Annotated in this window: 25 protein-coding genes, 1 tRNA gene and 1 pseudogene; 14 read left to right on the top strand and 13 right to left on the bottom strand. The window is 68.5% G+C overall.

Annotation, left to right across the window (positions count from 1 at the left end; genetic code table 11):
- Nucleotides 1-24 precede the first annotated feature (24 nt).
- Nucleotides 25-1,272 (bottom strand): N-acetylmuramoyl-L-alanine amidase family protein, encoded by a 1,248-nt coding sequence (locus AC1RTO_RS00970; RefSeq protein WP_493159106.1) that lies wholly within the window; start codon nt 1,270-1,272, stop codon nt 25-27.
- A 491-nt stretch (nt 1,273-1,763) separates the two neighbouring features.
- Here AC1RTO_RS00970 and AC1RTO_RS00965 point away from each other — a divergent pair, with 491 nt between their 5' ends.
- The gene (locus tag AC1RTO_RS00965) at nt 1,764-4,556 is read left to right on the top strand and encodes an Rne/Rng family ribonuclease (protein WP_493160300.1); all 2,793 of its coding nucleotides are present in this window, start codon (nt 1,764-1,766) and stop codon (nt 4,554-4,556) included.
- A gap of 261 nt (nt 4,557-4,817) precedes the next feature.
- On the opposite strand, the gene AC1RTO_RS00960 is transcribed toward AC1RTO_RS00965, so the two are convergent.
- From AC1RTO_RS00960 to AC1RTO_RS00950, 3 genes are all read right to left on the bottom strand, one after another.
- The gene (locus AC1RTO_RS00960) at nt 4,818-5,690 is read right to left on the bottom strand and encodes an EamA family transporter (RefSeq protein ID WP_493159105.1); all 873 of its coding nucleotides are present in this window, start codon (nt 5,688-5,690) and stop codon (nt 4,818-4,820) included.
- A gap of 261 nt (nt 5,691-5,951) precedes the next feature.
- On the bottom strand, nt 5,952-6,941 hold the full coding sequence (locus AC1RTO_RS00955) for an NADP-dependent oxidoreductase (protein WP_493159104.1): 990 nt from the start codon (nt 6,939-6,941) through the stop codon (nt 5,952-5,954).
- Nucleotides 6,942-7,053: 112 nt separating this feature from the next.
- Entirely contained in the window at nt 7,054-8,205 is a 1,152-nt protein-coding gene (locus tag AC1RTO_RS00950) for a DUF2171 domain-containing protein (RefSeq protein ID WP_493159103.1), read from the bottom strand.
- A gap of 231 nt (nt 8,206-8,436) precedes the next feature.
- Here AC1RTO_RS00950 and AC1RTO_RS00945 point away from each other — a divergent pair.
- The 3 genes from AC1RTO_RS00945 to AC1RTO_RS00935 all read left to right on the top strand — a co-directional run bounded on the left by AC1RTO_RS00945 (nt 8,437) and on the right by AC1RTO_RS00935 (nt 10,061).
- Nucleotides 8,437-8,512 (top strand) — tRNA-Ala (locus AC1RTO_RS00945).
- A 64-nt stretch (nt 8,513-8,576) separates the two neighbouring features.
- Nucleotides 8,577-9,323 carry an NUDIX hydrolase gene (locus AC1RTO_RS00940; RefSeq protein ID WP_493159102.1) on the top strand — a complete coding sequence of 249 codons (747 nt, stop codon included), beginning with the start codon at nt 8,577-8,579 and terminating at the stop codon, nt 9,321-9,323.
- A 15-nt stretch (nt 9,324-9,338) separates the two neighbouring features.
- Nucleotides 9,339-10,061, top strand: a complete 723-nt coding sequence (locus tag AC1RTO_RS00935) for an extensin-like domain-containing protein (RefSeq protein WP_493160299.1) — start codon at nt 9,339-9,341, stop codon at nt 10,059-10,061.
- Nucleotides 10,062-10,090: 29 nt separating this feature from the next.
- Here the strand turns inward: AC1RTO_RS00935 and AC1RTO_RS00930 are convergent, their stop codons facing one another.
- From AC1RTO_RS00930 to AC1RTO_RS00915, 4 genes are all read right to left on the bottom strand, one after another.
- On the bottom strand, nt 10,091-10,648 hold the full coding sequence (locus AC1RTO_RS00930) for a hypothetical protein (RefSeq protein ID WP_493159100.1): 558 nt from the start codon (nt 10,646-10,648) through the stop codon (nt 10,091-10,093).
- A 259-nt stretch (nt 10,649-10,907) separates the two neighbouring features.
- Entirely contained in the window at nt 10,908-11,165 is a 258-nt protein-coding gene (locus tag AC1RTO_RS00925; RefSeq protein ID WP_493159099.1) for a hypothetical protein, read from the bottom strand.
- Nucleotides 11,166-11,251: 86 nt separating this feature from the next.
- The gene (locus AC1RTO_RS00920) at nt 11,252-12,031 is read right to left on the bottom strand and encodes a transglutaminase-like domain-containing protein (RefSeq protein WP_493159098.1); all 780 of its coding nucleotides are present in this window, start codon (nt 12,029-12,031) and stop codon (nt 11,252-11,254) included.
- Between the two features lie 120 nt (nt 12,032-12,151).
- Nucleotides 12,152-12,904 carry a Bax inhibitor-1/YccA family protein gene (locus AC1RTO_RS00915; protein WP_493159097.1) on the bottom strand — a complete coding sequence of 251 codons (753 nt, stop codon included), beginning with the start codon at nt 12,902-12,904 and terminating at the stop codon, nt 12,152-12,154.
- Nucleotides 12,905-13,038: 134 nt separating this feature from the next.
- Between AC1RTO_RS00915 and thpR the strand changes: the two are divergent.
- Together thpR and AC1RTO_RS00905 are read left to right on the top strand one after the other, a co-directional pair.
- A pseudogene (thpR, locus tag AC1RTO_RS00910) lies at nt 13,039-13,600 on the top strand (RNA 2',3'-cyclic phosphodiesterase).
- A gap of 21 nt (nt 13,601-13,621) precedes the next feature.
- Nucleotides 13,622-14,158: a superoxide dismutase family protein gene (locus AC1RTO_RS00905; protein ID WP_493159096.1), complete on the top strand. Its 537-nt coding sequence runs from the start codon at nt 13,622-13,624 to the stop codon at nt 14,156-14,158.
- A gap of 45 nt (nt 14,159-14,203) precedes the next feature.
- On the opposite strand, the gene AC1RTO_RS00900 is transcribed toward AC1RTO_RS00905, so the two are convergent.
- From AC1RTO_RS00900 to AC1RTO_RS00890, 3 genes are all read right to left on the bottom strand, one after another.
- Nucleotides 14,204-15,775 carry a spinster family MFS transporter gene (locus AC1RTO_RS00900; RefSeq protein WP_493159095.1) on the bottom strand — a complete coding sequence of 524 codons (1,572 nt, stop codon included), beginning with the start codon at nt 15,773-15,775 and terminating at the stop codon, nt 14,204-14,206.
- Nucleotides 15,776-15,871: 96 nt separating this feature from the next.
- Entirely contained in the window at nt 15,872-16,555 is a 684-nt protein-coding gene (locus tag AC1RTO_RS00895; protein ID WP_493159094.1) for a hypothetical protein, read from the bottom strand.
- On the bottom strand, nt 16,528-17,766 hold the full coding sequence (locus AC1RTO_RS00890) for a TIGR04063 family PEP-CTERM/XrtA system glycosyltransferase (RefSeq protein ID WP_493159093.1): 1,239 nt from the start codon (nt 17,764-17,766) through the stop codon (nt 16,528-16,530). The genes AC1RTO_RS00895 and AC1RTO_RS00890 overlap by 28 nt, the downstream gene beginning before the upstream one ends.
- Before the next feature lie 164 nt (nt 17,767-17,930).
- On the opposite strand from AC1RTO_RS00890, the gene AC1RTO_RS00885 reads away from it, so the two are divergent.
- From AC1RTO_RS00885 to AC1RTO_RS00860, 6 genes are all read left to right on the top strand, one after another.
- Nucleotides 17,931-18,242: a hypothetical protein gene (locus AC1RTO_RS00885; protein ID WP_293876449.1), complete on the top strand. Its 312-nt coding sequence runs from the start codon at nt 17,931-17,933 to the stop codon at nt 18,240-18,242.
- Nucleotides 18,243-18,299: 57 nt separating this feature from the next.
- Entirely contained in the window at nt 18,300-19,007 is a 708-nt protein-coding gene (locus tag AC1RTO_RS00880; protein WP_493159092.1) for a hypothetical protein, read from the top strand.
- A 26-nt stretch (nt 19,008-19,033) separates the two neighbouring features.
- Nucleotides 19,034-19,357, top strand: coding sequence for a Rap1a/Tai family immunity protein (locus tag AC1RTO_RS00875; protein ID WP_493159091.1), 324 nt, complete (start codon nt 19,034-19,036; stop codon nt 19,355-19,357).
- Between the two features lie 83 nt (nt 19,358-19,440).
- Entirely contained in the window at nt 19,441-19,593 is a 153-nt protein-coding gene (locus tag AC1RTO_RS00870; protein WP_293876443.1) for a hypothetical protein, read from the top strand.
- Nucleotides 19,586-20,944, top strand: a complete 1,359-nt coding sequence (locus AC1RTO_RS00865; RefSeq protein ID WP_493159090.1) for a putative O-glycosylation ligase, exosortase A system-associated — start codon at nt 19,586-19,588, stop codon at nt 20,942-20,944. The genes AC1RTO_RS00870 and AC1RTO_RS00865 overlap by 8 nt, the downstream gene beginning before the upstream one ends.
- Nucleotides 20,941-21,987, top strand: a complete 1,047-nt coding sequence (locus tag AC1RTO_RS00860; protein WP_493159089.1) for an acyltransferase family protein — start codon at nt 20,941-20,943, stop codon at nt 21,985-21,987. Before AC1RTO_RS00865 ends, AC1RTO_RS00860 begins: the two co-directional genes overlap by 4 nt.
- Before the next feature lie 17 nt (nt 21,988-22,004).
- Here AC1RTO_RS00860 and AC1RTO_RS00855 read toward each other — a convergent pair whose 3' ends face one another.
- Complete coding sequence (locus AC1RTO_RS00855; protein WP_493159088.1) at nt 22,005-22,571, bottom strand: type 1 glutamine amidotransferase domain-containing protein; 567 nt, start codon at nt 22,569-22,571, stop codon at nt 22,005-22,007.
- A gap of 125 nt (nt 22,572-22,696) precedes the next feature.
- Here AC1RTO_RS00855 and AC1RTO_RS00850 point away from each other — a divergent pair, with 125 nt between their 5' ends.
- Together AC1RTO_RS00850 and AC1RTO_RS00845 are read left to right on the top strand one after the other, a co-directional pair.
- Nucleotides 22,697-23,707 (top strand): DNA topoisomerase IB, encoded by a 1,011-nt coding sequence (locus AC1RTO_RS00850; RefSeq protein WP_493160298.1) that lies wholly within the window; start codon nt 22,697-22,699, stop codon nt 23,705-23,707.
- A gap of 11 nt (nt 23,708-23,718) precedes the next feature.
- Nucleotides 23,719-24,906 (top strand): mechanosensitive ion channel family protein, encoded by a 1,188-nt coding sequence (locus AC1RTO_RS00845; RefSeq protein ID WP_493159087.1) that lies wholly within the window; start codon nt 23,719-23,721, stop codon nt 24,904-24,906.
- Between the two features lie 16 nt (nt 24,907-24,922).
- Here AC1RTO_RS00845 and AC1RTO_RS00840 read toward each other — a convergent pair whose 3' ends face one another.
- Entirely contained in the window at nt 24,923-25,738 is an 816-nt protein-coding gene (locus AC1RTO_RS00840; RefSeq protein WP_493159086.1) for a hypothetical protein, read from the bottom strand.
- Nucleotides 25,739-25,791: the final 53 nt, after the last annotated feature.

Below are 25,791 nucleotides of genomic sequence, written 5' to 3'. Positions count from 1 at the left end.
CGCCTCTCCCTCCGGGGAGGGGCCCTACCGGCTCGCGAGCTGCCGGGCGAAATGCACCTCGACCGCCTTGGTGACGCTCTCCGCGATCCGCTCGCGTCCGTCACGACTGTCGAGGAACGCCGCATCGACCGGGTTCGATATGTATCCCGTCTCGAACAGGATCGATGGCATGTCCGGCGCCTTCAGCACCATCAGCGACGCCATACGGTGGAACAGCGGCTTGGTCGGGATCCGCGGCTTGGCCTCGCGCCCCAGTAACCGGGCGAAGCTGGCGGAGGTGTTCATCGTCTCGCGTTGCGTCAGGTCGATCAGGATCGACGATACGTCCGCCCCCGCCTCGCCCAGATTGATGCCGGAGATGACGTCAGCCTTGTTCTCGCGGCTCGCCAGACGCGCCGCCTCCTTGTCCGACGCGACCTCCGATAGCGTATAGACCGACGCGCCGGAGGCATCGCCGCTGCCGACGCTGTCGCAGTGGATCGAGATGAACAGGTTCGCCTTCAGCCGCCGCGCGATGCCATAGCGTTCGCGCAGCACCAGATAGCGGTCGTCGTCGCGGGTCAGCGCCACGCGCACCCGCCCGCTCGCCAGCAGTTCGTCGCGGATCGCCCGCGCGATGCGGAGCGTCACGTCCTTCTCTCGCAGCCCCGTTTCCGGATTGATCGCGCCCGGATCGACCCCGCCATGCCCCGCATCGATCACCACCAGCGGCCGGCTGTCGTCGCCGCGGATGCGCGGCAGCGCAACGCCGCGGGCGGGCGGCGGCACCGGGATCGATACCTTGTATTTGGGCCGCGCCGCCCAGTCCCCGAAGTCGAACGCCATGAAACTCAGCGGCCCGGCCGCGCTCGCCGCCGCGAAGCGCGCGGCGCTGACCGGCTCTAGCGACAGCGTCAGGCGCCGGCCGTCGGCATCGAACCCGCCGTCCCCGATGATCGCCGGCCGCGCGAGATCGAACAGCAGCCGCGTGCCGCCGCCCTGCCGCAGCTGGCGCACGCCGCTCACCGGCCCGCCCGCCGCCGCGAGCACGCCGGGCAAGGCGCCCGCCACGTCGATCGCGATCTGGCGGCTGCCGTCTAGGATCACGCCGGTCGCATCCCCGACCCGCCCATCGAAGCGGATGACGATCCGGCCCTCGTGGACAGCGACGCTGCGGATCGCGGTCGCCGCCCATGCGGGTGCGCTCGTCAGCCAGCCGGCGATCAGGGCGAATACCACGAACACACGGCGTTCTTGCCGCGCCGAGGGTACGCGGGTCCAGCAAAAAGCCATGGCCAACCCCTTCTGGCGATTCTCCTGCGATCGCCGCGGGTTGTTCTAGATCCGGGGGTACGAACGCGGCGTTGCCCGGCAGGGTTAATCCGCGATTCGGCATGTTTTTGCCGGCCGGGGCGGCAATTCCCTGCCAGTTGCGGTGTGCGGGGTCCGATGCTACCGACGGATTGCACCCGTGCGTCGCGCGCTACCCGTAAGACGCGAAGCACAGGTCCCCGCGCCTTCCTGGGGCGGGTTTAACCAGGTTGACGCTCGCATGACGCACTTTTCCAACGTTCGACACCGCCCGGCCTCGGCCGGCGGCGTGTCGGGCGTGTGGGAGGGCCGAGCCCCCCGATGTGCCGGGCGAGCAGACGCATCTTTGCCACACACCCGCGCCGGTTCGCCCGGCGCCATCTATCAACGCGCATGCGCGCCCTCCGGACCGTCCCTCGTCGGACCAGCCGCAGGAGCGCCACGCGCGCGGAGACTATCCAATGACCACGCGTATGCTGATCGACGCACGCCACCGGGAAGAGACCCGGGTCGCCGTCGTCAAGAATAACCGGATCGAAGAGTTCGATTTCGAGAGTGCTGAGCGCAAGCAGCTCAAGGGGAACATCTACCTCGCCAAGGTGACGCGCGTCGAACCGTCGTTGCAGGCGGCGTTCGTGGATTACGGCGGCAACCGCCACGGCTTCCTCGCCTTCAGCGAAATCCACCCCGATTACTATCAAATCCCGAAGGAAGACCGCGACGCGCTGCTCCGCGAGGAAGCCGAGCACGCCGCCGAGGAAGCCGCCCTGCGTGCCGAGCACGACGGCGACGACGACGATCATGCCGACCATGACGGCGACGAGCATGACGATTACGACGACGCCGATCACGGCGACGACGCGGATCACGACGGCGGCGATCACGACCACGGCGATGGCGCCGCCAATGGCGAGGGCACGTCGAAGAAGCCGCGCACCGCGAACGACGATCAGGTCGAGGCCCTACGCCAGCGCCGCATGAACCTGCGCCGCCGCTACAAGATCCAGGACGTCATCCGCCGCCGTCAGGTGCTGCTGGTGCAGGTCGTCAAGGAAGAGCGCGGCAACAAGGGCGCGGCGCTGACCACCTATCTCAGCCTCGCCGGCCGCTATTGCGTCCTGATGCCCAACACGTCGCATGGCGGCGGGATCAGCCGCAAGATCAGCAATGCCGCCGATCGCAAGCGGCTGAAGTCGATCATGGCCGACATGCAGCTGCCGCCGTCGATGGGCTGCATCGTCCGCACTGCGGGCCTGCAGCGCACCAAAGTCGAGATCAAGCGCGACTTCGACTATCTCGCCCGCCTGTGGGACGGCATTCGCGAGGCGACGCTCGGCTCGGCGGCGCCGGCGCTGATCTATGGCGACAGCGACCTCATCAAGCGCGCGATCCGCGACATCTACAACAAGGACATCGACGAGGTGATCGTCGAGGGCGAGGAAGGCTATCGCCACGCCAAGGAATTCATGAAGCTGCTGATGCCCAGCCACGGCCGGCGCATCAAGCAGTACGCCGACGCAGTACCGCTGTTCCAGCGCGCGCATGTCGAGGACCAGCTCGCCGCGATGTACCATCCGGTCGTCCAGCTCAAGTCCGGCGGCTATCTGGTCATCAACCCGACCGAGGCCCTGGTGTCGATCGACATCAACTCCGGCCGTTCGACCCGCGAACACAATATCGAACAGACCGCGACCGCGACCAATCTGGAAGCGGCCAAGGAAATCGCCCGCCAGCTGCGCCTGCGCGACATGGCCGGTCTCGTCGTCATCGACTTCATCGACATGGACAACAATTCCAACGTCCGTAAGGTCGAGAAGGCGATGAAGGAGGCGTTGAAGGACGATCGCGCCCGCATCCAGGTCGGCCGTATCTCGTCGTTCGGCCTGATGGAGATGAGCCGCCAGCGTCTGCGCACCGGCGTGCTCGAGGCATCCACCCGCGCCTGCCCGCATTGCGAGGGCACCGGCCTCGTCCGCACCGCCTCGTCGGCGGGCCTGTCGGCGCTGCGCATGATCGAGGACGAGGCCGCACGCGGCCGCGGCTCGCTGCTGACGCTGCGCGCCAGCCAGGAAGCGACGATCTACGTCCTCAACCGCAAGCGCGCCGACATCGCCGAGATCGAGGATCGCTACGGCGTGCAGGTCGAGATCATCCCCGATCGCGAGGAGGAGGGCGCCCGCATGTCGGTCGAGGTGTCCGGCCCGCCGCCCGCCTATGCGCCGAAGATCGAGGCGCTGATCGAGGAGGATTACGACGACGTCCCTGAGGAGATCGAGGACGAGGAAGAAGAAGAGATCGTCGAGGAGGCCGAGGAGCAGCCGCGTCGCGAACCGCGCGAAGGCGGTCGTCGTCCCGAGAATCGCGAAGAGCGCAGCGACGACGACGGCGAAGGCCGCGGTCGTGGCCGCCGTCGCCGCCGTCGCGGCCGTCGCGGTCGCAAGGACGAGAATGGCGACGTCGTGCAGGACGAGGCCGGCGTCGAGGGTGACGCGGTCGCGGGCGACGAGCTTGAAACCGTCGAAACCGGCGACGTCGATACCGACGACGTCGAGGGCAACGGCACGGACGGCGGCGAGTTCGTCGGCGAGCAGCCGCAGGGCGAAGGCCGCCGTCGTCGCGGCCGTCGCGGTCGCCGTGGCGGCCGTCGCCAGGCGGGCGATCAGGTCGAGGGCAACGAGGCAGAAGCTGCGGGCGATCCGCAGTTCCCGGCGGACGATGCCGACGGCGAGCCCGCTGAGCTCGAACCGATCGCCGAAGCCGGCGATGCCGGCCCGGTGACCACCGGCCTTGACGCGCCCGCCCCGGCCGCGGTCGAGGACGACGCCCCGGTCGAGGCGCCGAAGACCCGCCGCCGTCCCCGCGCCCGCGCCGCCGCCCCGGCGGTCGAGGCACCGGTCGCGGACGCACCGGTTGCTGCCGAAGCGCCCGTCGCCGAAGTGCCTGCGGTTGAAGCAGAGGCGCCCGCCAAGCCGAAGCGGACCCGCAAGAAGGCGACTGCGGCCGCTGCGGTCGAGGACGTGGTCGCCGAGGCTCCGGCCGAAGCCCCCGCGGCCGAGGACAAGCCCAAGCGTCGCCGTACCCGCAAGCCCGCCGCCGCCGACGCCGCGCCTGCGGACACGGTAGCGGCCCCGGTCGAGGAGCCCGCTCCGCCGCCCGAGGCAACGCTTCAGGCGGCACAGGATGGCACCGCCCCGACCGACGACACCTCGTCGGAAGACGGCGAAGCCCCCCGCCGCGGCTGGTGGCAACGCACCTTCGGCGCCTGAGCCGCAACGACGAACCCCCTTCCCGCTCACCCGAGCGGGAGGGGGTTTTCCGTTGCGGGACGTATCCCGTCGCACGGCGTCCGGCGGTGGTATGGCGAGGCACTGCCCCCCAACCTATCGTTCGCCTTACGTCAGTCGAAGGGCTCGCTTTCACAGGCGTCCGGTGCGTGAAACCGGGCTTCAACAGGTCCGGCCGGAGCCCATCTGCGGTGTCCTCGCGCTTCGGCCGCCATCCGATCGCAGGGGCATCGGAAAGCGCGGCTAGGCGCCCGCCAGTGCGATCACGCCCACGATCAGCACGCCACATCCTGCCAGTCTCCAGACGCCCACGGCTTCCCGCAGGACCGCCATCGCCAGCACGGCGCCCACCATCATCGACATCTCGCGCATCGGCGCGACGAGGCTGAGCGGCGCGCCGCTCCGTAGTGCGGCGAGCACCAGGATATAGGATAGCGGCGACAGCAGGCCGACGCCGATCGCGAGCCACCAATAGCCCTTCATGGCGTGGATCGCCCGACGCGGGTTCGCACCCACGATCGGCGCCAGCAGAGCGAAGCGCAGCAAGTTGGAGAACCAGTCGAGGATCACGGGCATGATGCCGAGCGCCTTCACCGCATGGGCGTCCACGACCGTATAGCAGGCGATCAGACCGCCGGTCGCGGCACCCCATCGCACCCCGAACTGACCGCCGGGCCGTCGGAAGGCGGACAGGTCGCCTCGGGTCGCGATCAGGCCGATGCCGATCACGACGAGCGCGAGCCCGCCGAGGCTCCGGCCGGTCGGCGCCTCGCCGAGCAACAGGATGGCGCCGATCGTCGACAGCATCGGCCCGGTACCGCGGGCGACCGGATAGACGACCGACAGATCCGCGACCTGATAGCCGCGCTGGAGACAGAGGCTGTAGGCGAGATGGATCACACCGCTGAGCAGCACGACGCCGATGCCCTCCGCCGTCCAGCCGACCTTTCCGCCCGACAGCAGGTACAGCACCCAAGGCGCGTAGCCGACGCACGCGACCAGATTATAGGCGAAGACGAAGACCGGGCCGACCGATGCCGCCCGCTTAGCGAGCAGGTTCCAGATGGCGTGGATCACGGCGGCGAGGACGATGAGGAGCAGCGAGGCAAGCGTCATGGAGACCCCTTTCGCGCAGACGCGCTGTTGGTCTCGACGTCTCCTCCCCTGGGCTTCTATCCCTTGGGTGCAGCCGCAGAACGCCCGCGGTCTCTGCAACGCTCGGTCCAGCGGCGGTGCCCGCCCGGAACCCTAGTTGCCACTCGGTCGATGTGGCACGGTTAGCGCGACGGGGCACGCCCGATCAAGACGTGACGGGCGGGTGCCGCAGCCTCCCGGGGAGGCACCGCATGCGATCCCCGCACACGGCGCCCCTTTCCCTTACACCCGAACCAGCATCTTCCCCGTATTGCCGCCGGTGAACAGCCCGAGGAACGCGTCCGGCATCGTGTCGAGCCCTTCGAACACCGTCTCGTTACGCTTCAGCTTGCCGTCCTTCAACCAGCCGCCCATGTCGCGGTAGAATTCCGCGGCCCTGTCCATATAGTCGCTGACGATGAAGCCCTGCACGCGCATGCGCATGCCGATCAGCCGCGCGAGATAGCGGAGTTCGGTCGCCTTGCCGCTATTGTAGACGTCGATCATCCCGCAGATCGCGAACCGCGCGCCTTGATTGCCGTGCGCGAACGCGGCGTCGAGATGCTCGCCGCCGACATTGTCGAAATAGACGTCGATCCCGGTCCGCGCGACCTCGCCCAATGCCTTCACCACGGGCGTGCCGCTCTTGTAGTCGATCACCGCATCCGCGCCGAGCGATTCGACCCAAGCGCATTTCTCGGCACCGCCGGCCGAACCGATGACGCGGCACCCCTTAGCCTTGGCGATCTGCACCACCGTCGATCCGACCGCGCCTGCCGCGGCCGAGACGAACACCGTATCGCCCTCCTTCGCACCCGCGACTTCGAGCAGGCCGAAATAGGCGGTCATTCCCGGCATGCCGAGCTGGCCCAGATAGGCCTGCGGATCGACGTCGAGCTGCGGCAGCGCCTGCACCTGATCGGCGGGCAGCACCGCCTCGTCACGCCAGCCCGCGAAATGCTGGACGGTATCGCCGTCCTTGAACGTGTCGGAACGGCTCTCGACCACCTTTCCGATGGCGCCGCCCTGCATCGGTGCGCCCAGTTCGAATGGCGGCGTGTAGCTTTTCACATCGTTCATCCGCCCGCGCATATAGGGGTCGACCGACAGCCAGCTGTTGGCGATGCGGACCTCGCCGTCCTTCAGATCGCGCGTGCCGAGATCGACCAGCTCAAAATGCTCCGCCGTCGGCATGCCTTGCGGCCGCGACTTTAGGCTCCACGCACGTGCCATCACTCACTCTCCCGATTGCTTTGGCCACAGCTTGGCCATGTCAGTTGCAGACTGCAACGAAAAAGGCCCGGGCGTTCGGCCCGGGCCTTCGTCATGCGTCGCGCTTCGCGGCTCAGTAGGTGCCGGAGAAGCTCTTGTTCAGCGTCTTGCCGTCGCCCGCCGTGCCGCCGGCGGTCGACTGGCTGCCGGTCGCGGAGGAGGAGGACTGGCTGTACGCCTGCGTCGGCCGCGAACGCGTGTCGCTGTCGTCGCCGAACATCGCCTGATTGCGCTCCTCGTCGCGCCACGCCTTCTTGGCATCGGCGGCCGACTTGCTCAGCGTCACCTTACTGTCGACCGTCTGCAACCAACTCGACGGGATCGAATGGTGGCGGCCGCCGGCGTCGGCGTCGTTCTTGGTCAGCAGGATACGGTCGCCGCGCACCTTGTCGACGGTGCCGACATGCTCGCCGTCGCTGCCGACTACGTCCATATGCTCCTCGACCGCGTTCAGCGCATCGCGCTGTGTCTGTCGGGTTGAGCGCCACGCGCCGAATTCGTTTTCGAACTTCGACCGGTTCTCGCGGCGGTATTCGTCATAATCGCGGTCGAGCGACTGAATCTGGCCGCGGCGCCAGCTGTGATAGTCTTTGTCGCGATCGGTGTCGTAGCGATCGTCCATTCGCGAATCGTACTCGCGACGCCGCTCGGCATCCTCGTCACCGAACCACGAGCGGACCTCGTCGCCCGCGCGTGCGAAGAAACCACGATCCTCATAGTCATAGCCCTGCGGCTGACGGCCATAGCCCTGCTGCTGCGACCGGCCGTACGGCTGCTGGCGATCGCGGTTGCCGCGGTAATTGTCGTCGTCGGCATGCGCAGTCCGGCCGAAATCCTCGAAGCGGCGGCTGCCGGATCCGTAGCTGCCGTGATACTCGCGCTGCTGGTCGCGGCCGGCATCCGCGCCGTAAGGGCTGCGCTCGCCATAGCCGCCACCGCGGTTCTGGTCATCGCGGACGCCGTAATAGTCACGCCCGCCGACGCTGCCGCGCGCCTGGTCGCGCTGGCCATAGCGCTGATTGCCATAGTCGCGGCTGCCATAGCCGGTCCGGTCGTCGTCGCCGAAACGGCCCGCGGCCTGATAATCGCGCGCGCTCGAATAACTGTAGTCGCGACCGGACCCGTAGTCGCGGCCATCGTCCTGCGGATCGGTGCGCCCGTAATCGTCGCCCTGCGGATTGGTACCGCGCGGATAGCGTTCATAGCCCATGATCGTCTCCTGCATGATCGTCCTGCGGGTGCGGGGCGCGTCGTTTTTCGCGCGCCCCTGCTCCTGCGCTAACAAAGGACAAGCCCTCGCTTCGTTCCGATTGTTGTGGATTCGCAACGACTTTGCACCGCACGGGGCGGGCGTTCCGTCGCAGGAGAATTTCGCGCGGCTGGAAGCGCGCCCTGTTGCATCCGTTTCGCGAGCCCGCTAATGGCGACGCTCCCGGGCATAGCCCGGTCGGGGTGCGGGGCTGTAGCTCAGATGGGAGAGCGCTGCAATCGCACTGCAGAGGTCAGGGGTTCGATTCCCCTCAGCTCCACCACCACCCCGCGACATGGCTGACGATCCGCTGCTACCAACCACGCCGATGCGCGTTACAGCAGGCCATGGCCAACCCACCGATCCCCGCCGCCACCCTCGTCCTGTTCCATGACCGCGCCGACGGCCCGCCGCACCTGCTGATGGTCGAGCGCGCCAAGGCGATGGCGTTCGCCGGCGGCGCGATGGTGTTTCCGGGCGGGCGGATCGATCCCGGCGACCATGCGCTCGCCGAGGCGATCAACGCGGCCGCGGACGGGGCGGCCCGGATCGCCGCGATCCGCGAGACGATCGAGGAGGCCGGTGTCGCCGTCGGCCTGTCGCCCCCGCCCGCATCGGACCGCCTCGCCGCGATGCGCGCACGCCTGCACGCCGGTGAGGCGTTCGGCGCGATCCTGGCGGACGAGGGCATCGCGCTCGACCTCGAAACGCTGGTGCCGTTCGCCCGCTGGCTGCCCGCCCATCCCCGGATGCGCATCTTCGACACGTTGTTCTTCCTCGCCCGCGCGCCCGACGGGGCGGACGCGACCGTCGACGCGACCGAGAACGTCCGCCTCACCTGGACGACCGCGGCCGATCTGCTCGCCGAGGCAGATGCGGGGCGGGCGACGATCATCTACCCCACCCGCCGCAATCTCGAACGGCTGGCGCTGTTCGCCGGCTATGACGCGGCAGTCGCGCAGGCGCTGGCGCATCCGGTGCGCGCCATCACACCCTTCACCGAGGATCGCGCGGGAACGCCCCATCTCTGCATCCCCGACGACCTCGGCTATCCCGTCACCGCAGAGCCGATGCACGCGGCGATGCGCGGCTGACCGGCGGTGCGGGCGCTGCGACGGACGATCGGCTGGATCACGGCCCTGCTGGCGATCGGCGCGGCGGCGTTCCTGTTATGGGCGTTCGCAAGGGGGCGGCCGCAGGACCTGCCATGGACGCCGCTCAACCTCGGCGAACCGGTCGGCATGTTTACGGGACGCAAGCTCACCGCGCTGACCGGGGATTTCCCGCAATGCCGCGCGCTGCTCGATCGGGCTGGCGTCCGCTACACCGCCCTGCCGGAGCGGCGCGACGGCGGCCAGTGCGGCTATGCCGATGCCGTTCGCTTCACCGAAGGCGGATCGCGGCGCATCGATTTCCGCCCCGCCGGCCTCGGCATCGCCTGTCCGGTCGCGGCGGCGCTGGCGATGTGGGAATGGGACGTCGTGCAACCCGCCGCACAACGCCATTTCGGCAGCCGCGTCGTCGCGATCGACCATTTCGGCAGCTATTCGTGCCGCCGCATCTACGGCCGCGATGCCGGTACCTGGAGCGAGCATTCCACCGCCGACGCGGTCGATATCGCCGGTTTCCGCCTCGCGGACGGGACGAGGGTCACGGTGGTCGGCGACTGGCGCGGCGACACGGCGAAGGCCGCCTTCCTCCGTGAGGTGCGCGACGGCGCCTGCACGCTGTTCGCGACGACGCTGTCGCCCGATTACAACGCCGCGCACCGCGACCATCTACACCTCGACCAGGCGAACCGCGGCAGCATGGGCTGGCGCGCCTGCCGCTGATCCGCCCCGATCGAGTCAGCTCGCCGGGATCAGTTAGGCAGCGCCGCCGATCCGCTGTCGACCTTCTCCACCCAATGCGGGAAGAACGCCGGCTGGCGGTTCGACCAGCCCGACGCAGTCGCCGCGGCCTCGCTGATCGACTGCAGCAGCTTGCGTCGCAATTCGGGATGGAGGTGCGGCAGCGCCGCCGCCGCACAGAATGCGCTCGGCAGCCACGGCCGCGATTCCGCGCCGATCAACCGTTCGTAGAGAAAGCGGAACGCGGAGAAGCTGGTCAGCCGCCCCTGCCCCAGATCGAAACCGACGAGCGTGACGAGCGGCGCGAGGAACGGCTCGACCGCGGCAAGGTCGGCATCGTCCGGCACTAGTTGGCGCAATTCGGGAAGCGCGCGATACAGCCGCGCCTGCGCCCGGATGCTCGCCGCCTCGACGACATCGCGCGACCAGCGTGCCATGGCATCGTCGCGGTCGAGGCCGATGTCGAGGCTGCGCCGGATGTAGCGCTGCGTCGCACTCGGAAAGCTCGCGAATTCCTTCATCTCGGCCAGCGTCATCGCGCCCTCGGCCGGTCTCATCTTGGCACCCATGCTCATTACCCCGCCCCCGCCAGTGAACACCGTCGGGACCATGGCACAAGATGGTTAACAGCCGCCTTAACGCCGTAGTCCCGCGATGGTCACGAAAGCATCACGAAAGCTGTTGCGCTGCAACAAGCGTTGCGACGAACCGAACGGATCCGGTCGCAAACGTCGCCGAGTGAGACAGTTACGCAACATGTGCCATGCCCGCACACGACGACGGCGGCCCCCGCGAATGGACCGCCGCCTGTCGTCGTCCATCCGGACCCTACTTCTGGCGTGCGCGCTCAGCCTCCTCGTCATATCCGGATGACGGCGCCGGCCCGTGATTGTGCACGGGCTGCGTCGACGACGGCGGATCGCTGGCGTCCATCGATTCGTCGAGTCCCGCATCGAGCCGCGCGTCCGAACTTTCCGGGTTCTTTTCCAGACGCTTGTTGATCGACTTGTCCTGGCCGGCGTCCTGGCGCGGGTCGCGCTCCTGATCGCCGTCGGTCGGCGCGACCGACAGGCTGTCCAGCGCCATTTCGTCGATACCGGTCATAGTAACACCCTCCTGTGATTACAGGGGCAGAACGATTGCTGTATCGTTTCCGTTCCTGCCCCCGCCGATCATAGCTGGGTGACCCGCACCTCCTGCCGGACGAACTGCGCGTTGCCGAACACCGTCATGAACGCGATGTCGGTCGCATCGCGGCCGACGCAGACGCGCGCGATCGATTCTGCGGTCGCCATCCGCGTCGCATCGACCAGCCGCCACGCGCCTTCCAGCCACAGCTCCGCCACCGCGTGGAAATCGGGCGGATCGACCCCGGGCGCATAAGCGGCGACGCAGCGTGCCGGAATCTCGCCCGCGCGCGCCAGCGCGACCAGCAGATGCGCATAGTCGCGGCACACGCCTGCCCGGCTGGCGAAGGTGTCGAGCGCGGTCGTCTCGCCGCTGCTGGTATTGGCGCGGTAGTCGAGCGCATCGGCCACCCAGTCGGTCAGGGCCGCCGCCAGCGCCCCGCCCTGCAAGGTGCCGAATTCGCGCCGGACGAAGCCCTCCAGCCGGTCCGACTGGCAATAGCGGCTCGGCAGCAGATACGGCACCAGCGCCCCGTCCAGTGCCCGCGCCGGCGTCGCCCCCAGCGCCGCCAGATCGACGCCGTCGCGCACCACCTCGACGGTGGCGCGATATTCGGCCTTCAACCAGTTTTCGGCGCGGATCCAGCAGCGCTGGCCAATGCCGTCCTCACCGCGCACCGCCGCGATCGGATTGTCGCTCCAGATGTTCAGCGCCTCGGCCTCGACCCGCTGATCGGGCATCGCCGCGACCTCGATCTGCATCAGCACGTCGGCGGGCGGACCGATGATGGCATAGTCGAGATCAACGGCGATCGAGAGCCGCATAAGCGTCAATTCCTTGGGGAGAGGAGCGATGGGGTAACAGGCGGCAAACACGGGCAAAAACAAAGAGCCCGGCGGCATCGGCCACCGGGCTCTCCATCACATGACGTCCGTTTCCGGGTGTCAGTCGCGCGATGCGCCGAACAGACGGAGGACGAAAAGGAACATGTTGATGAAGTCGAGATAGAGCGACAGCGCCGACATAATGACGGCCTTGCCGACCATGTCCGTCCCCGCCACCTCGAAATACAGGCTCTTGGTACGCTGCGTATCATAGGCGGTGAGGCCCGCGAAGATCAGCACACCGACCGCGCTGATGACCAGCTGCATCACGCCCGACTGGAGGAACAGGTTGATGAGGCTCGCGACGATCAGCCCGACGAGGCCGATGATGAGGAACGTGCCGAACGCCGACAGGTCCTTCTTCGTCGTATAGCCGTACAGGCTGAGGCCGGCGAAGCCCGCCGCGGTGGCGAAGAACGCACCCGCGATCGAATTGCCGCTGTAGACGAGGAAGATGGTCGACAGCGACAGGCCCATCAGGACGGCGAACGCCCAGAACAGCAGCTGCAGCGTCGACGTTTTCATCCGGCCCTGGCCGAAGCTCATCGCGAACACGATGCCGAGCGGCGCGAACATCAGCACGTAGCGCAGGATGCCGCCGCCCATGAACACCTGTGCCGCCGGCGACGAGGCGCCGCCCCAGGCGAACAGCAACGCGACGATGCCGGTGAGCAGCACGCCCGAGCCCATGTAATTGTAGACCGACAGCATGTACGAGCGCAGACCCGCGTCGTATGCGCCGCTGCGCGCTGTATCGGTGCGCGCGGCCCCGAACGGCGCGGCGCCCGGCCGGGGGTCAGACCAGTTAGCCATGGTATCCAGAACTCCTTTGCCGACCTGATGTCGGTTCCTCGAAATATCGGCTTGCGCCCGTCGGTTTTCAAGCGAAACCGGGCGGGCTTCCGTTCCGTGGCAACAGAACATTACACAAGGATGATCCGCCCGCCATGCGCCTGTTCGTCGCCCTGCGTCCACCGCCTTATCCGGCAGCAGCTGATCGCGGCGATGGGCGGCGTCCCGGCCGCCCGCTGGCAGGACGACGCGCAATTGCACTGCACCCTGCGCTTCATCGGCGAGGTCGATCGCCCGCAGGCCGAGGATGTCGCCGCCGCGCTCGCAGCCATACGTACCGAGGCGCCGACGGTGCGCATCGCCGGCGTCGGCCGCTTCGAACGCAAGGGGCGGACCGACACGCTCTGGGCCGGCCTCGCACCGCACGACGCCCTCCGCCACCTCGCGCGCAAGGTCGACCAGGCCTGTATCCGCGCCGGCCTGCCGCCCGAACGCCGGGCCTATCTGCCGCACATCACTCTCGCCCGCCTGTCGCGCGGCGCCGGCATGGCACGCGAGATCGAGGGCTGGCTCGCGGTCCACGCCGGCCTCGCCAGCGCCGCCTTCCCGATGTCGCATATCCTGCTCTATCACAGCCACCTCGGCCGGTCGGGCGCCGCCTATGAACCGGTGGCCCGCTGGCCGCTGGAACCGGCGGCGCCAGTGCCGGGTTCGTAACGCACTTCAGGGAGAAGAATCATGCGCGCCATCCTCGTCCTCGCCGGCCTGTCCACGCTGGCACTCGCCGCCTGTACCAAAACGGAGGAGGTGGCGGTCGGTTCGCCCACCGCCGGCGGCGCGCGTGCGACCGCGTCGCTAAGGACCGGCACCGGTCAGGACGTCGGCCGCGCCACCGCGACCGAGGTCGCCGGCGGCATCCGCTACACGCTCGACGTCAAGGGCCTGCCCGCCGGCATCCACGGCGCGCACATCCACACCACCGGGCGCTGCGACCGCCCCGACTTCACCACCGCGGGTGGCCACTGGAACCCGACGACGATGAAACACGGCAGCATGAACCCGCAGGGCCCGCATGAGGGCGACCTGCCCAACCTGACGATCGGCTCCGACGGCCGCGGCACGCTGGGCGCCACCGTCCCGGGCGCGACCATGGCCGGACTGCTCGATGCCGACGGCGCTGCGATCGTCGTCCATGCCGGTCCCGACGACCTGATGTCCGACCCCGCCGGTAACAGCGGCGGCCGCATCGCCTGCGGCGTGTTTGCCCCCGCCTGATCACCCGCCCGTGCTCCCGCGGCGGGCGGGAGCACGGGCATTCCCTCAGATCACCTCGCCCGCGGCACGCGCCCGCGCCTCGCGCGACGCCTCCGCCTTCGGCACCAGCTTGTAGGCCGCGATCGCGCAGCCCAGCGTGATCGGCATCACCGCCAGCAACGACAGCATGCCGACCGACAGGCTGCCCGACAGCGTCGAGATTCGCCCCGCCAGATACGGCCCCATCGCCAGCCCCATCAGCGTCGTGCCGATGAAGAAGGTGGCGGTCGCCGTGCCGCGCATCCGCGGCAGCACAAGGTCCTGTGTCGTCGCCGCCGCCGATCCCAGCGCGCCGCTCGCGGTCAGGCCCGACAGGAACAGGCAAGGATAGAATACCCAGACGCTACTCGCGGTGAACGCGCCGATCAGGAACGGCACTGGCACCGTCGCGCCGAAGATCACGACGATCAGCCGCCCCGCCGGATCGGTCCGCCGCAACCGGTCGGCGACGACGCCGCCGATCGTCAGCCCCAGGAACCCCGCCAGCGCACCGCTGCTGCCCAACAGCAGTCCGGCGCGCGCCGGCGTCTCGCCCAGTTCGCGCAGTACATAGGGCGCGCCCCAGAAGCTCGCTGCATAGCTCAGGAAGGAATTGAGGCCATAGGCGACCACCGTGCATAGGAACGCCGGCGTGCCGACGATCAGCGCAAAGGTGGCGGGATCGCGCCGCTTCAGCGCACAGGCCCAGGAAAAGACCGCATAGACGCCGATGCCGACCGCGAACCATTGCGGCTTCGGCTCGCCCAGTCCGATCAGCAGCGTCACCACCGCGACGACCGCGGCCAGACCGGTCAGGTTTATCAGCAGCGCCCGCGTGCCGCCCCGCGCCGCGCCGATCAGCGTCAGCGGCGGGATGATCGTCAACAGCTCCTGAAAGAAGGCGCGGAACGGCGCGGGGTGCTTTTCGGGCTCGGGCAGCCCCTCGACCATCCCACGGATCGGCTCGCGCAACGTCGCGATCCAGACTGCGACGAGCAACCCCGGCAGGCCGACCGCTAGGAACGCCGCCTGCCAGCCGACCAGCCCCATCGGTCCGCCGCCCGGATAGGCCTTGTTCCAGCCCTGTACGATCAGTCCGCCGATGAACAGCGACACGCCGCCACCGACGTACAGGCCGGCCGAATAGATCGACAGCGCGGTCGCGCGCAGCCGCTTGGGGAAATAGTCGGAGATCAGTGAATAGGCCGACGGGCTCGCCGTCGCCTCGCCGATCCCGACGCCGATCCGCGCCGCCGCCAGCTGCCCGCCGGTGCGCGAAAAGCCCGACAGCGCGGTCATCGACGACCATAGCGCCAGCCCCACCGTCATCAGACGCACCCGGTGCCAGCTGTCCGCCAGCCGCCCCAGCGGAATGCCGAACAAGGCGTAGAAGACGCCGAACGCGGTGCCGTACAGGAACCCGAGATCCTCGTCCTTCAGGTTGAGGTCGCGTTTGATGTCCTCCGCCAGGATCGAGATCACCTGCCGGTCGATGAAATTAAGCACGTAGACGAGGAACAGGATGCCGAGCACGTACCAGGCGTAGCGCGACGCCTGTTGCTCGTCCGCGGCCAGACCTTGCGGGGCGGAATGCGCCATCAACCTCTCCGTTCTGTTTTGCGAAGGCTAACAGACGGCGAATGGGGCGGTAAGCCCGAAAACGATACCCGATATTCTAAAGTGTTGCTGGGCCGTTCAGGCGCGCAGCGGCCGCCGCGTGCTCTGCTCCAGCCGCCGCAGCAGCGATTCGATCGAGGGCGCGCCGGCCGCTTCGGTCGGCGCGCGTGGCAGCTCGACGCTGGCGATCCGCTCACCCTCGACCAGCGCGACCGGGCGCAGCGACGCGACCGGCCGCACCGGCTCGCGCGGCACCGCGGGCAGCGCCTCGGGGTGGAAGGCGGCGAGCGGCGTGTCGAGGTCGGCCGGGATCGCCTGCACCACCAGCACCGGCGACGAATCGGCATCGTCCTGCGCGGGCGGCATCGGCACGCCGAGATCGGCGGCGGACAGAGGCTTGCGTGCGGGCGCATCGGGATGCGCATCGGCACGACGCAGCACCGGCACGCCTTCCTGCGCGACCGGCCACGGCGCGAACACGCCCTCGGGACCGACCAGCAGGAACAGCGCCGACCAGCTTACCGCCGCGGCCAGCGCCCCCGCCCCCAGCGCCAGCACCGCCCGCGCCGTGGTGCCGAGCGGCGGTTCCGCCACCGCGGTCAGCCCGGGCAGCCCGCTCTGCCATACCCAATCCTCCAGCAGCGTCTGCGGCAGCAGTGCGAACAGCGCCGCCGCGGCAAGCCCTGCCACGATCGCGCCGCCCGGTGCGATCCATGCGGGCGCCCGGGGAAGGGTCAAATTCCGGCTGGTGAACGCTGCCATGATCCATCCACTGTCGCGGCTGCCTTCAGCCGCTGGTAAATCGGTTCGTAACGACAAATGTTTGACGACCAGTTACGCTCCGCCGCGACGAACGCCCGCCCCCGCGCGCGCCGCGCCTCCCAGCCGCTGCGATCGGCGAGCAGGCCCGCCAGCGCCGCCGCGATCGCCCCCGGATCGTCGGCGCGGAACAGCGTCCCCGTCTCGCCGTCGCGGATCAGCTCGCGATGGCCGCCGACGTCCGATGCCGCGACCAGCTTGCCCTGCGCCATCGCCTCCAGCGGTTTCAACGGCGTGACCAGCTCGGTCAGCCGCATCGCCTTGCGCGGATAGGCGAGCACGTCGACCAGCGCATAATAACGCTCCACCGCGGCATGCGGCACGCGCCCGGCGAAGCGGATAGCGTCCGCCACCGGCGATGCCGCCGCCTGCGCTCGCAACGCCGCCTCCATCGGCCCGCCACCGACCAGCAGCAGCCGCACCCAGGGTCGCGCCGCGACCAGCGCCGGCATCGCCGCGATCAGATCGTCGAGCCCCTCGTAATCGTAGAAGCTGCCGATGAAGCCGATCGTCTCGCAATCCTCCAGCCCGAACTCGCGCGCGAGTTCGGCATCGCGCGCCACCGGTTCGCCGAACAGCGTCAGGTCGACGCCGTTGGGCGACACCACGATCTTATTCGCCGCCATCCCGCGCGCGACCAGATCGCCGCGCAGCCCGTCGCAGATCACCGCCACCGCATCGGCGCGCCGCACCGCCCAGCCCTCCAGCGCCCGCGTCGCGCGATATTTCGCCGATCCCTCGCGGCCCGTGCCGTTGCCGACCGCCGCATCCTCCCAGAACGCCCGGATCTCATACACCAGCGGCAGCCCGCGCCGTCGCGCGACCCGCAGCGCGGCCAGCGCATCGAGCACCGGCGAATGCGCGTGCAGGATGTCCGGCCGGAATGAGTCGACTGCGGCGTCGATTCGGCGTGCGAATGCCGCGATGCCCGCAAGCTCGCCGAGCACGCCGCCGCGCTGCGTCGCGCGGGTGCGGTGGAAGGTGAGCCCGTCGATCGATTCGACCGCGTCGCCGCGATCCGCGTGATGCCGCGGCCCGGTCACCGCCGCGACCTGCCAGCCGCGCTGTTCCTGCGCCTTCAGGATCGCGCGGGTGCGGAAGGTATAGCCGCTCTGCAGCGGCAGTCCGTGGTCGAGGACGTGGAGGATGCGCATGCCGCATGCCTTCGCACGCCGCCGCTTAATAGGCCGTCAACCGCGCCGCCGGCGGCCGGAACCCGGCGCCTCCGCCGCGTTACGCACACGTTTCGACTTATATCGATTGTCAGCCGCGCCGGCGCCGCGCTGACTGCGCGGCACCTGTTTTCGGAGGTAAGTATATGCGTTCCACGTTCCCCAGATATGCCGCTGTCGCGATGATCCTCGCCGGCTCGACCGTCCTCGGCGGCTGCGCCACCAAGGGCTTCGTCCGCGATCAGATCGCGACCGTGAACACCCGGATCGACGGCATGGACGGGCGCCTGCGCACCGTCGAGGGCACGTCGGGACAGGCACTCGCCCAGGCCCAGGCCGCCGCCGGCCAGGCGCAGCAGAACGGCCAGCGCATCGACCAGATCAACGGCCGCGTCGACGGGCTGGAGCAGCAGTTGCAGCAACAGGCGCAGCAGCGGCAGCGCAAGCCGCGCGGCTGATCGCCTGACCGCATCGCACACCAGCACGGACGGACGGCTCCGCTGAACAGGACAATCATGTTCGCGGAGCCGTTCCGCATCGCCTGCCACGCCGCATTCGCGCTTGCGCTGCTCGTGCCGCCCGCGGCATCGGCGGCGCCGCGCACGCGCAAGCCGGCCGCCAAGGTCGCCGACGCGCCACCGCCGGTGCCGCCGGTGATGCCGCGATCGGAAGCCGCCAGCCGCATGATCGCCTGGATCGCCGCGGCGCAGGACAATGCCGGCCTGCCCTATGCGGTCGTCGACAAGCAGACCGCGACGCTGTTCCTGTTCGATGCGACCGGCGCGCTGCGCGGGGAGGTCCCGATCCTGCTCGGCGTCGGCGTCGGCGACGATTCGTCCCCGGGCGTCGGCGCCAAGGACCTGTCGGAGATCGGACCGGCGGAGCGGACGACACCCGCAGGCCGCTTCGTCGCCAGATTCGGCCGTGCCTTCGGCCGCCAGCGCGTGCTCTGGGTCGATTATGCCAATTCGGTCGCGCTGCACGCGGTCATCACCACCCATCCGAAGGAACGCCGGGTCGCGCGGCTGCTGTCGCCCTCGCCCGACGACAATCGCATCACCTTCGGCTGCATCAACGTCGCCACGCGCTTCTACACCGCCACGCTGAGTCCGCTGTTCCGGCGGAAGGGTGGCATCGTCTACGTCCTGCCCGACACGCGGCCGCTCGACGACGTCTTCCCGCGCGTCCGCCTGCTGCCCTATCTCACCGCCGCCAGCGGCTAAGGTCGCCCGAAAAGGATTCCCCCGCGATGATGCCGTTGTTGCTCGCCTTGCTCGCCGCGGCGGACCGACCGGTGGTGGTGAGTTCGCTGACCACGCCGCAGCTGGTCGAGCAATGCCGCGGCAAGGACGACGATCCCACGCCCAATTTCTGCTCCGGCTATATCGTCGGCGCCTTCGACACGCTGTCGCAGACGCGCCAGATCTGCCCCACGGCCACCCGCCTCTCGACCAACGACATGGTCGCGGGCGTGCGCAAATATCTGCGCAAGCGCGGGAACAAGGCGACCGGCGCCCCCGCCTTCGTCGTCCGCGACGCGCTGCGCGCCGCCTTCCCGTGCCGGCGCAAATGACCGCGGCGGGGCGCCACCCCGTCACTTAACGCCGCATCAACCCCTCCCCGCCTATGGCGGCGCGGGAAAGGAGCGGCGACACCATGATCGACAATCTGTCGCTGGGCCTCACCCACGGGCTGATGCTGCTCGCCGCGTGGCTGCTGCTCCGGCGCCCCGATCTCGATTCCGAAGCGCCGCCGCCACGCCACTGGCGTGCACGGACGCGGCCGCAGGACCCGCCGCCCGGTGCGTGACCTCGTCTTCGTCGCCTTCCTCGCCGCGATCTTCGGGATGGGGCTGCGCCGGCCGTTCATCCTCGTGCTCGCCTATGTCTATATCGACATCGTCTCGCCGCAGCGGCTGACCTACATCCTGCTCAACACCGTGCCGATCTCGCTGATCGCGGTCGCGCTGGCGGTCGGCGGCTGGCTGCTGATGGACGACAAGTCGGACAGCCGCTTCACCCCCCGCCAGGGCCTGATCGTCGTCCTCCTCCTCTATTGCTGGGCGACCACGACGGGTGCCGACTTCCCGCTCGACGCGAAGGACAAATGGGACTGGGTGTGGAAATGCCTCGCCTTCGCCGCCTTCCTGCCGCTGACGCTGCGCACGCGCCTGCGGATCGAGGCGCTGCTGCTGTTCATGATCCTGTCCGCCGCGTCGATCATCATCGTCGGCGGCATCAAGACCGCGGCGGGCGGCGGCGGCTATGGCCAGCTCGACCTGATGGTGAACAACAATTCGGGCCTGTACGAAGGCAGCACCATCTCCACCGTCGCGATCGCGATCGTGCCGCTGATCGCCTGGTTCATGCGCCACGGCACGATCTTTCGCCCGGACTGGAAGGTGAAGGGCTTCTGCCTGTGCCTGATCTTCGCCTGCCTGCTGATCCCGGTCGGCACCTCGACCCGCACCGGCCTGCTCTGCATCGTCCTCGTCGCGCTGCTGTCGCTGCGCAACGCGAAGCGCAAGCTGCTCTATCTGACGATGATCGGCGCGGTGGCGGTGACCAGCATCCCCTTCCTGCCGGCGAGCTTTACCGACCGGATGAGCACGATCAAGAGCCACGATGCCGACGAATCCGCCTCGACCCGGCTCGCCGTCTGGCAATGGACGATCGACTATGCCCGGGCGCATCCCTTCGGTGGCGGGTTCGAGGCGTATCGCGGCAACCGCATCCGCTATGAGATCAAGCGGACCGACGGCGCCGGCCCCGCCCCCGCGGTCGCCGATCAGGCGGTGACCGACAAGGCGCGCGGCTATCACAGCGCCTATTTCGAGATGCTCGGCGAACAGGGCTATCTAGGCCTCGCGCTGTGGCTCGCGATCAGCCTGATCGGCCTGTTCCGCATGGAGGTGCTGCGCCGCCGCTACCGCGATGCGGAGGGTGAATTCGGCTGGGCCGGCCCCCTGGCCGCGGCGTTGCAGACGGCGCATCTGGTCTACCTGCTCGGCGCGGCGTTCATCGCCATCGCCTTCCAGCCGTTCGTCTACATGCTGATCGGCGCGCAGATCGGGCTCGATTCCTATCTCGCCCGTCGCCGCGCGGAGACAGAGAAGCTGCCGATGCGCAAGCCGAGGCCCGCAGCGGCGCTCGCGGCGTGACCGGCGAGCTTCGCGCCCTCACCAGCGTCCGCGGCATCGCGGCATGGCTGGTCGTCCTCTACCATATCCGCGGCGCGATCGCCGGCCTGCCCACCGGCGTCGAGGCGCTGCTCGCCCGGGGCTATCTCGCGGTCGATTTCTTCTTCCTGCTGTCCGGCTTCGTCATCTGGCTGACGTGGCACGATCGCCTGCGCGCGCCCGGTGCGCCGTGGCGCTTCCTGCAACGGCGCATCGCCCGCATCTGGCCGCTGCATGCGGTGATGCTCGCCTTCGGCCTCGCGCTCGCACTGCTGTTGCGCGCCACCGGCCGCGACGACCCTGCGTTTCCGCTGGCGGAGCTGCCGCTGCACCTGCTGCTGGTCCACAATTGGGGGCTTACCGACGCGCTGCGCTGGAACGATCCATCCTGGTCGATCAGCTGCGAACTCGCCGCCTATCTGCTGTTCCCGCTGCTGGTCATGGCGGTGGACTGGCGCCGCCTGCCGACGCTCGCGCTGACCGGCATCGCCGCCGCGATCCTGCTCGCGCTGCATGCCGCGATGCAGGGCGCACCCTCGCTCGGCACGGACATTCCCCGCTTCGGCCTGATCCGCTGCCTGTGCGAATTCGCGACCGGCACGATCCTCGCCGCGCTGTTCCTGCGAACAGAGGGGCGCGGCAGCATCGCGATCCCGGTGCTCGCGACGGTGGCGACCGTCGCCGCATGGGCGCTCGGCGCGCCCGAAACGCTCGCCGCGCCTGCCACTTTCTCATGCCTGCTGCTGACGCTCGCCCGCACCGCGGGCTGGCCCGGCCATCCGCTGGAAGGACGCGCGATCCATTATCTGGGAGAGATCAGCTACGCGACCTATCTGTCGCATTTCCTGCTGTGGAAGGCGTTCCGGCTCCCCCTCGCCGCCGCAACGCTCCCGCCATGGCTGATCGCCGGCTATCTGGCGCTGGTCCTCGCCGCCTCCGTCGCGCTCTACCATCTGGTCGAGCGCCCGGCGCAGCGGCGGATCAACGTGCTGTCGATCCGCCGCCGGTTCGTACCGGCCGGCTAAAGCCTAGCACCTGGGGCTCAGGCGTCCTCGGTCTCTTCGGCCAGTTCCTCTTCCAGCGCCGCGATGATCGCCGCGTTGAAGGCGGGAATATCGTCGGGCTTGCGGCTGGTGATGAGGTTGCCGTCGACCACGACCGCCTCGTCCACCACGTCCGCGCCGGCATTCTCCAGATCGGTGCGGACCGACGGCCAGCTCGTCACGCGCCGTCCGTCGACCACGTCGGCCTCGACCAGCAGCCACGGCGCGTGGCAGATCGCGGCGACGATCTTGTCGTCCTCCATGAATTCGGTGACGATCTCGATCGCCCGTTCGTCCAGCCGCATCTTGTCGGGGTTGCCGACGCCGCCCGGCAGCACCAGCGCATCGTAATCGTCGGTGTCGACGTCCTCCAGCGTCAGCTCGGGCGTGACGCTCTCGCCCTTTTCGCTGTCGTTGACGACGCCCTGGATCGGATCGGTCGCGATCGACGCCAGCGTCACCGTCGCGCCCGCGTCGATCAGCGCCTGCCGCGGCTTGAACAATTCGTCCTGCTCGAAACCGTCGGTCGCGATCATCAGCACGCGGGCTTGGGCGAGGTCGGCCATGACGGGTAACTCCTGTGATTGGGGAATGCCGGGCCTTAACCCCCGCATCGACCCGCCCGTTCCCGGAACACACCATCGGTCCTGCGCATTTCGGATAAACTGCTGAAAGGATGCGCCGGGTGGCAATGCGGATTACCTATTGCGACGATTCGAGACCGGGCATCACCCGCCGCAAGGTCCGCAACGGCTGGGCCTATTACACACCCGACGGGGACCGCATCACCGACCGCGACGCAATCGACCGCCTGAATGCGATCGGCCTGCCCCCCGCCTATCGCGACGCGTGGTTCTGCCCGCGGCCCAACGGCCATATCCAGGCGATCGGATGGGACGAGAAGGGCCGCAAGCAATATCGCTACCACACCGGCTTCCGCGAGGCGCAGGAGGCGGCGAAATACGAGAAATGCGCCGATTTCGGCCATTGCCTGCCGAAGATCCGCAAGCAGGTGGACGAGGATCTCGCCACCCGCGGCCTGCCCAAGGATCGCGCGATCGCCGCGATCATCCGCCTGCTCGACATCGGCCACATCCGCGTCGGCAACGAAGCTTACACCGAGGCGAACGACAGTTACGGCGCGACCACGTTGCGCAAGGACCATGGCGTCGTCCGCGGCGACACGCTCCGGCTCCGCTACCGGGGCAAATCCGGCAAGGAGCGGGACATGAAGATCACCGACAAGCGGCTCGCCGCGACGGTCCGCAAGATGCAGGACCTGGACGAACAGCATCTGTTCGCCTGGGTCGACGCGGACGGCGACGCGCATCCGGTCACCTCGTCCGACGTCAACGACTATATCCGGCGCACCACCGGCAGCGATTTCACCGCCAAGCATTTCCGCACCTGGGGCGCCAGCGTCACCGCGTTCGAGGCGCTGGCGAGTGCGGAGGCGGACCTCAGCCTCAAGGCGATGCTCGAGCCGGTCGTCGCCCGGCTCGGCAACACCCCCGCGATCGCGCGCAAAAGCTACGTTCACCCCGCGCTCATCGCGCTCGTGAAAAAGGGGCAGAGCACCTTCCGCAAGGCGTTGCGCCTGCCGCGCTCCGCCCGCTATCTCAGCCGCGCCGAACGCGGCCTCATCGCGTTCCTCGAAGCCGGAACGCCCGCGACCCTGCCGGATATGAAGGCAGCCGCCTGACAAGGGTATCCATGGCCAACAGCACTACCACCGCCGCCCGGGCGTCGATCTTCGATGCCGACAACGTCCAGGACCAGGTGTCCGACCTCTACGTCGCCAGCGAGCTGTGGCTGCACACGCACTGGCTGCAGATCCTGATCGCCTTCGCGGTCGGCGCGGTCATCGTCATCGCGCTGCACGGCCTGCGCCGGCTCGGCAACCGGCTGTGCGACACGCCGCTCGGCGCGGGCGATCTCGCCCGGCGCGGCTGGGGGACGATCGTCGGCCGGGCGATCACCCGCACCAGCAACTTCTTCATCGTCATGCTCGCCGCGAAACTGGTCGTCGGTTACGCCGGCGCGCCCAGCCAGGTGTCGACCACGGTCGACTTCCTGTGGACGGTCGCCTCGGTGTTCCAGGCGGCGATCTGGGCGCGCGAGCTGATCCTCGGCGCGATCGAGCACCGCACCAGCAGCGAACATTACAGCGGCGAGGCGCTGCTCTCGGCGATGGGCCTCATCCGCCTGCTCGTCACCGTCGCGCTCTTCGCGATCGCGCTCGTCGTCGTGCTCGACAATCTGGGGGTCAACGTCAACGGCCTCATCGCCGGCTTGGGCGTCGGCGGCATCGCGATCGGTCTGGCGGCGCAGGGCATTTTCGGCGACCTGTTCGCCGCGCTCGCGATCATCTTCGACCGCCCGTTCCGCCGCGGCGACAAGATCAGCTACGGCACCACCAGCGGCGTCATCGAATCGATCGGCCTCAAGAGCACCCGCATCCGCGCCTTCACCGGCGAGCTGCGCGTCATCAGCAACAAGCAGCTGCTCGACAAGGAAATCCAGAACACCAGCGTCCGCGACCATATCCGCATCAGCTTCACGATCGGCGCCGCCTACGAAACCCCGCCCGACACGCTCGCCCGCATCCCCGCGCTGCTCAGGGAGATCGTCGAGGCGGAGGGCGGCAAGGTCGCGCGCAGCGGATTCGAGACGTTCGGCGCCTCCAGCCTCGACTTCGCGCTCCAGTTCGACATCCCCGGCGACGACTGGGCCACCGCCCACCCGATGCGCGACCGCATCATGGTGGGCATCATGACCCGCTTCGCCGCCGAAGGGATCGTCATCCCCTATCCGACGCAGACCACCTACACCGCCGCGCCCGACGGCACGCTGGTGATGCCGTACGCCGTGCCGGTGGAGGGGCGAACGGCATCGGCGTAGCGCGATCGGCCGTGCGTCATCGCTTGACGTCCGCTGGTGTGATCGTCTGGCCTGCGACCTTCCAGATCTGCCGATCCGGTGTTTCGACGAACACGGGCATGCGGAGGTTATAAGATGCGAACACGTGGATTTCGGTGGGTACGGGGTCGAGCAGGTGATTGACGATGACGCCAACCGGTTTAGCCCCCGGGGGAAGATTGGGAATTCGGACGTTGACGCAGGCAACGCTATAGGGCCGGTTCGCCACTATTCCGCCGTCAGTGCCGACGATCACGCGATAGTTTCCGCCCATCGGGTAGGATTTCAAATCCAGTTGCGCCGACAGTAAGTAGACGATGATCGGGCCGCCGTTAGGTGACGGCAGAACGACCGTATTGAACGGAGCAGCGGTACAGGGTTTGTAACCCAGCCTTACGGCTGCTGCAGCCGCATTCTCGCGGGCTTTCGCTAACAAAGACTGCACCGGCGTCAGCGGTATTGGCGTCACCGCCAGATCACTGTCGACAACCTTGCCGTTTCGAACGTCCGCGTGGAAAAAGGCACGCGCATCGGCGCCCTTACCGCGGAAATAGGTTACTCGAAGCCCCTGCCCGTCGATCGGTTCGACAACATAACCACCGATTCCGATGAGCTGATCCTTGGCCACCTTGGCCGCCAGGGCATCCGAACTCACCCAAGCCGCACGATCGTACAGATGTAGCAGCCCACCGATTTTGGCGGCTTGCGCAATGCGTTGCTGGCTTGCGACCGCGGACGACGGCTGGGGCAGCACGGGCGGCACCGCCTGTTGCGATACCAGAGCTGCCAAGGCAAACCCCTGCAAGACCGTCATGCTTCCCCCGCTTCGCCGTCCATGCCGCCAGTCTTCCACCCATACGATGACAT

The sequence above is a fragment of the Sphingomonas sp. GW821-FHT10F09 genome (genome assembly GCF_058809195.1).
The sequence above is the reverse complement of the archived record's forward strand: the minus strand, read 5'-3'. Positions and strand labels throughout refer to the sequence as shown.

Bases quoted from the DNA above. Each gene is read 5' to 3' on its own strand.
- AC1RTO_RS00895 (WP_493159094.1), bottom strand. From the start codon at position 16,555: ATGGCAGCGTTCACCAGCCGGAATTTGACCCTTCCCCGGGCGCCCGCA.
- AC1RTO_RS00870 (WP_293876443.1), top strand. From the start codon at position 19,441: ATGATCGACAATCTGTCGCTGGGCCTCACCCACGGGCTGATGCTGCTC.
- AC1RTO_RS00925 (WP_493159099.1), bottom strand. From the start codon at position 11,165: ATGGCGCTGGACAGCCTGTCGGTCGCGCCGACCGACGGCGATCAGGAG.
- AC1RTO_RS00915 (WP_493159097.1), bottom strand. From the start codon at position 12,904: ATGGCTAACTGGTCTGACCCCCGGCCGGGCGCCGCGCCGTTCGGGGCC.
- AC1RTO_RS00845 (WP_493159087.1), top strand. From the start codon at position 23,719: ATGGCCAACAGCACTACCACCGCCGCCCGGGCGTCGATCTTCGATGCC.
- AC1RTO_RS00885 (WP_293876449.1), top strand. From the start codon at position 17,931: ATGCGTTCCACGTTCCCCAGATATGCCGCTGTCGCGATGATCCTCGCC.
- AC1RTO_RS00855 (WP_493159088.1), bottom strand. From the start codon at position 22,571: ATGGCCGACCTCGCCCAAGCCCGCGTGCTGATGATCGCGACCGACGGT.
- AC1RTO_RS00890 (WP_493159093.1), bottom strand. From the start codon at position 17,766: ATGCGCATCCTCCACGTCCTCGACCACGGACTGCCGCTGCAGAGCGGC.
- AC1RTO_RS00875 (WP_493159091.1), top strand. From the start codon at position 19,034: ATGATGCCGTTGTTGCTCGCCTTGCTCGCCGCGGCGGACCGACCGGTG.
- AC1RTO_RS00950 (WP_493159103.1), bottom strand. From the start codon at position 8,205: ATGCAGGAGACGATCATGGGCTATGAACGCTATCCGCGCGGTACCAAT.
- AC1RTO_RS00965 (WP_493160300.1), top strand. From the start codon at position 1,764: ATGCTGATCGACGCACGCCACCGGGAAGAGACCCGGGTCGCCGTCGTC.
- AC1RTO_RS00900 (WP_493159095.1), bottom strand. From the start codon at position 15,775: ATGGCGCATTCCGCCCCGCAAGGTCTGGCCGCGGACGAGCAACAGGCG.
- AC1RTO_RS00880 (WP_493159092.1), top strand. From the start codon at position 18,300: ATGTTCGCGGAGCCGTTCCGCATCGCCTGCCACGCCGCATTCGCGCTT.
- AC1RTO_RS00960 (WP_493159105.1), bottom strand. From the start codon at position 5,690: ATGACGCTTGCCTCGCTGCTCCTCATCGTCCTCGCCGCCGTGATCCAC.
- AC1RTO_RS00940 (WP_493159102.1), top strand. From the start codon at position 8,577: ATGGCCAACCCACCGATCCCCGCCGCCACCCTCGTCCTGTTCCATGAC.
- AC1RTO_RS00840 (WP_493159086.1), bottom strand. From the start codon at position 25,738: ATGACGGTCTTGCAGGGGTTTGCCTTGGCAGCTCTGGTATCGCAACAG.
- AC1RTO_RS00905 (WP_493159096.1), top strand. From the start codon at position 13,622: ATGCGCGCCATCCTCGTCCTCGCCGGCCTGTCCACGCTGGCACTCGCC.
- AC1RTO_RS00920 (WP_493159098.1), bottom strand. From the start codon at position 12,031: ATGCGGCTCTCGATCGCCGTTGATCTCGACTATGCCATCATCGGTCCG.
- AC1RTO_RS00955 (WP_493159104.1), bottom strand. From the start codon at position 6,941: ATGGCACGTGCGTGGAGCCTAAAGTCGCGGCCGCAAGGCATGCCGACG.
- AC1RTO_RS00970 (WP_493159106.1), bottom strand. From the start codon at position 1,272: ATGGCTTTTTGCTGGACCCGCGTACCCTCGGCGCGGCAAGAACGCCGT.
- AC1RTO_RS00850 (WP_493160298.1), top strand. From the start codon at position 22,697: ATGCGGATTACCTATTGCGACGATTCGAGACCGGGCATCACCCGCCGC.
- AC1RTO_RS00930 (WP_493159100.1), bottom strand. From the start codon at position 10,648: ATGGGTGCCAAGATGAGACCGGCCGAGGGCGCGATGACGCTGGCCGAG.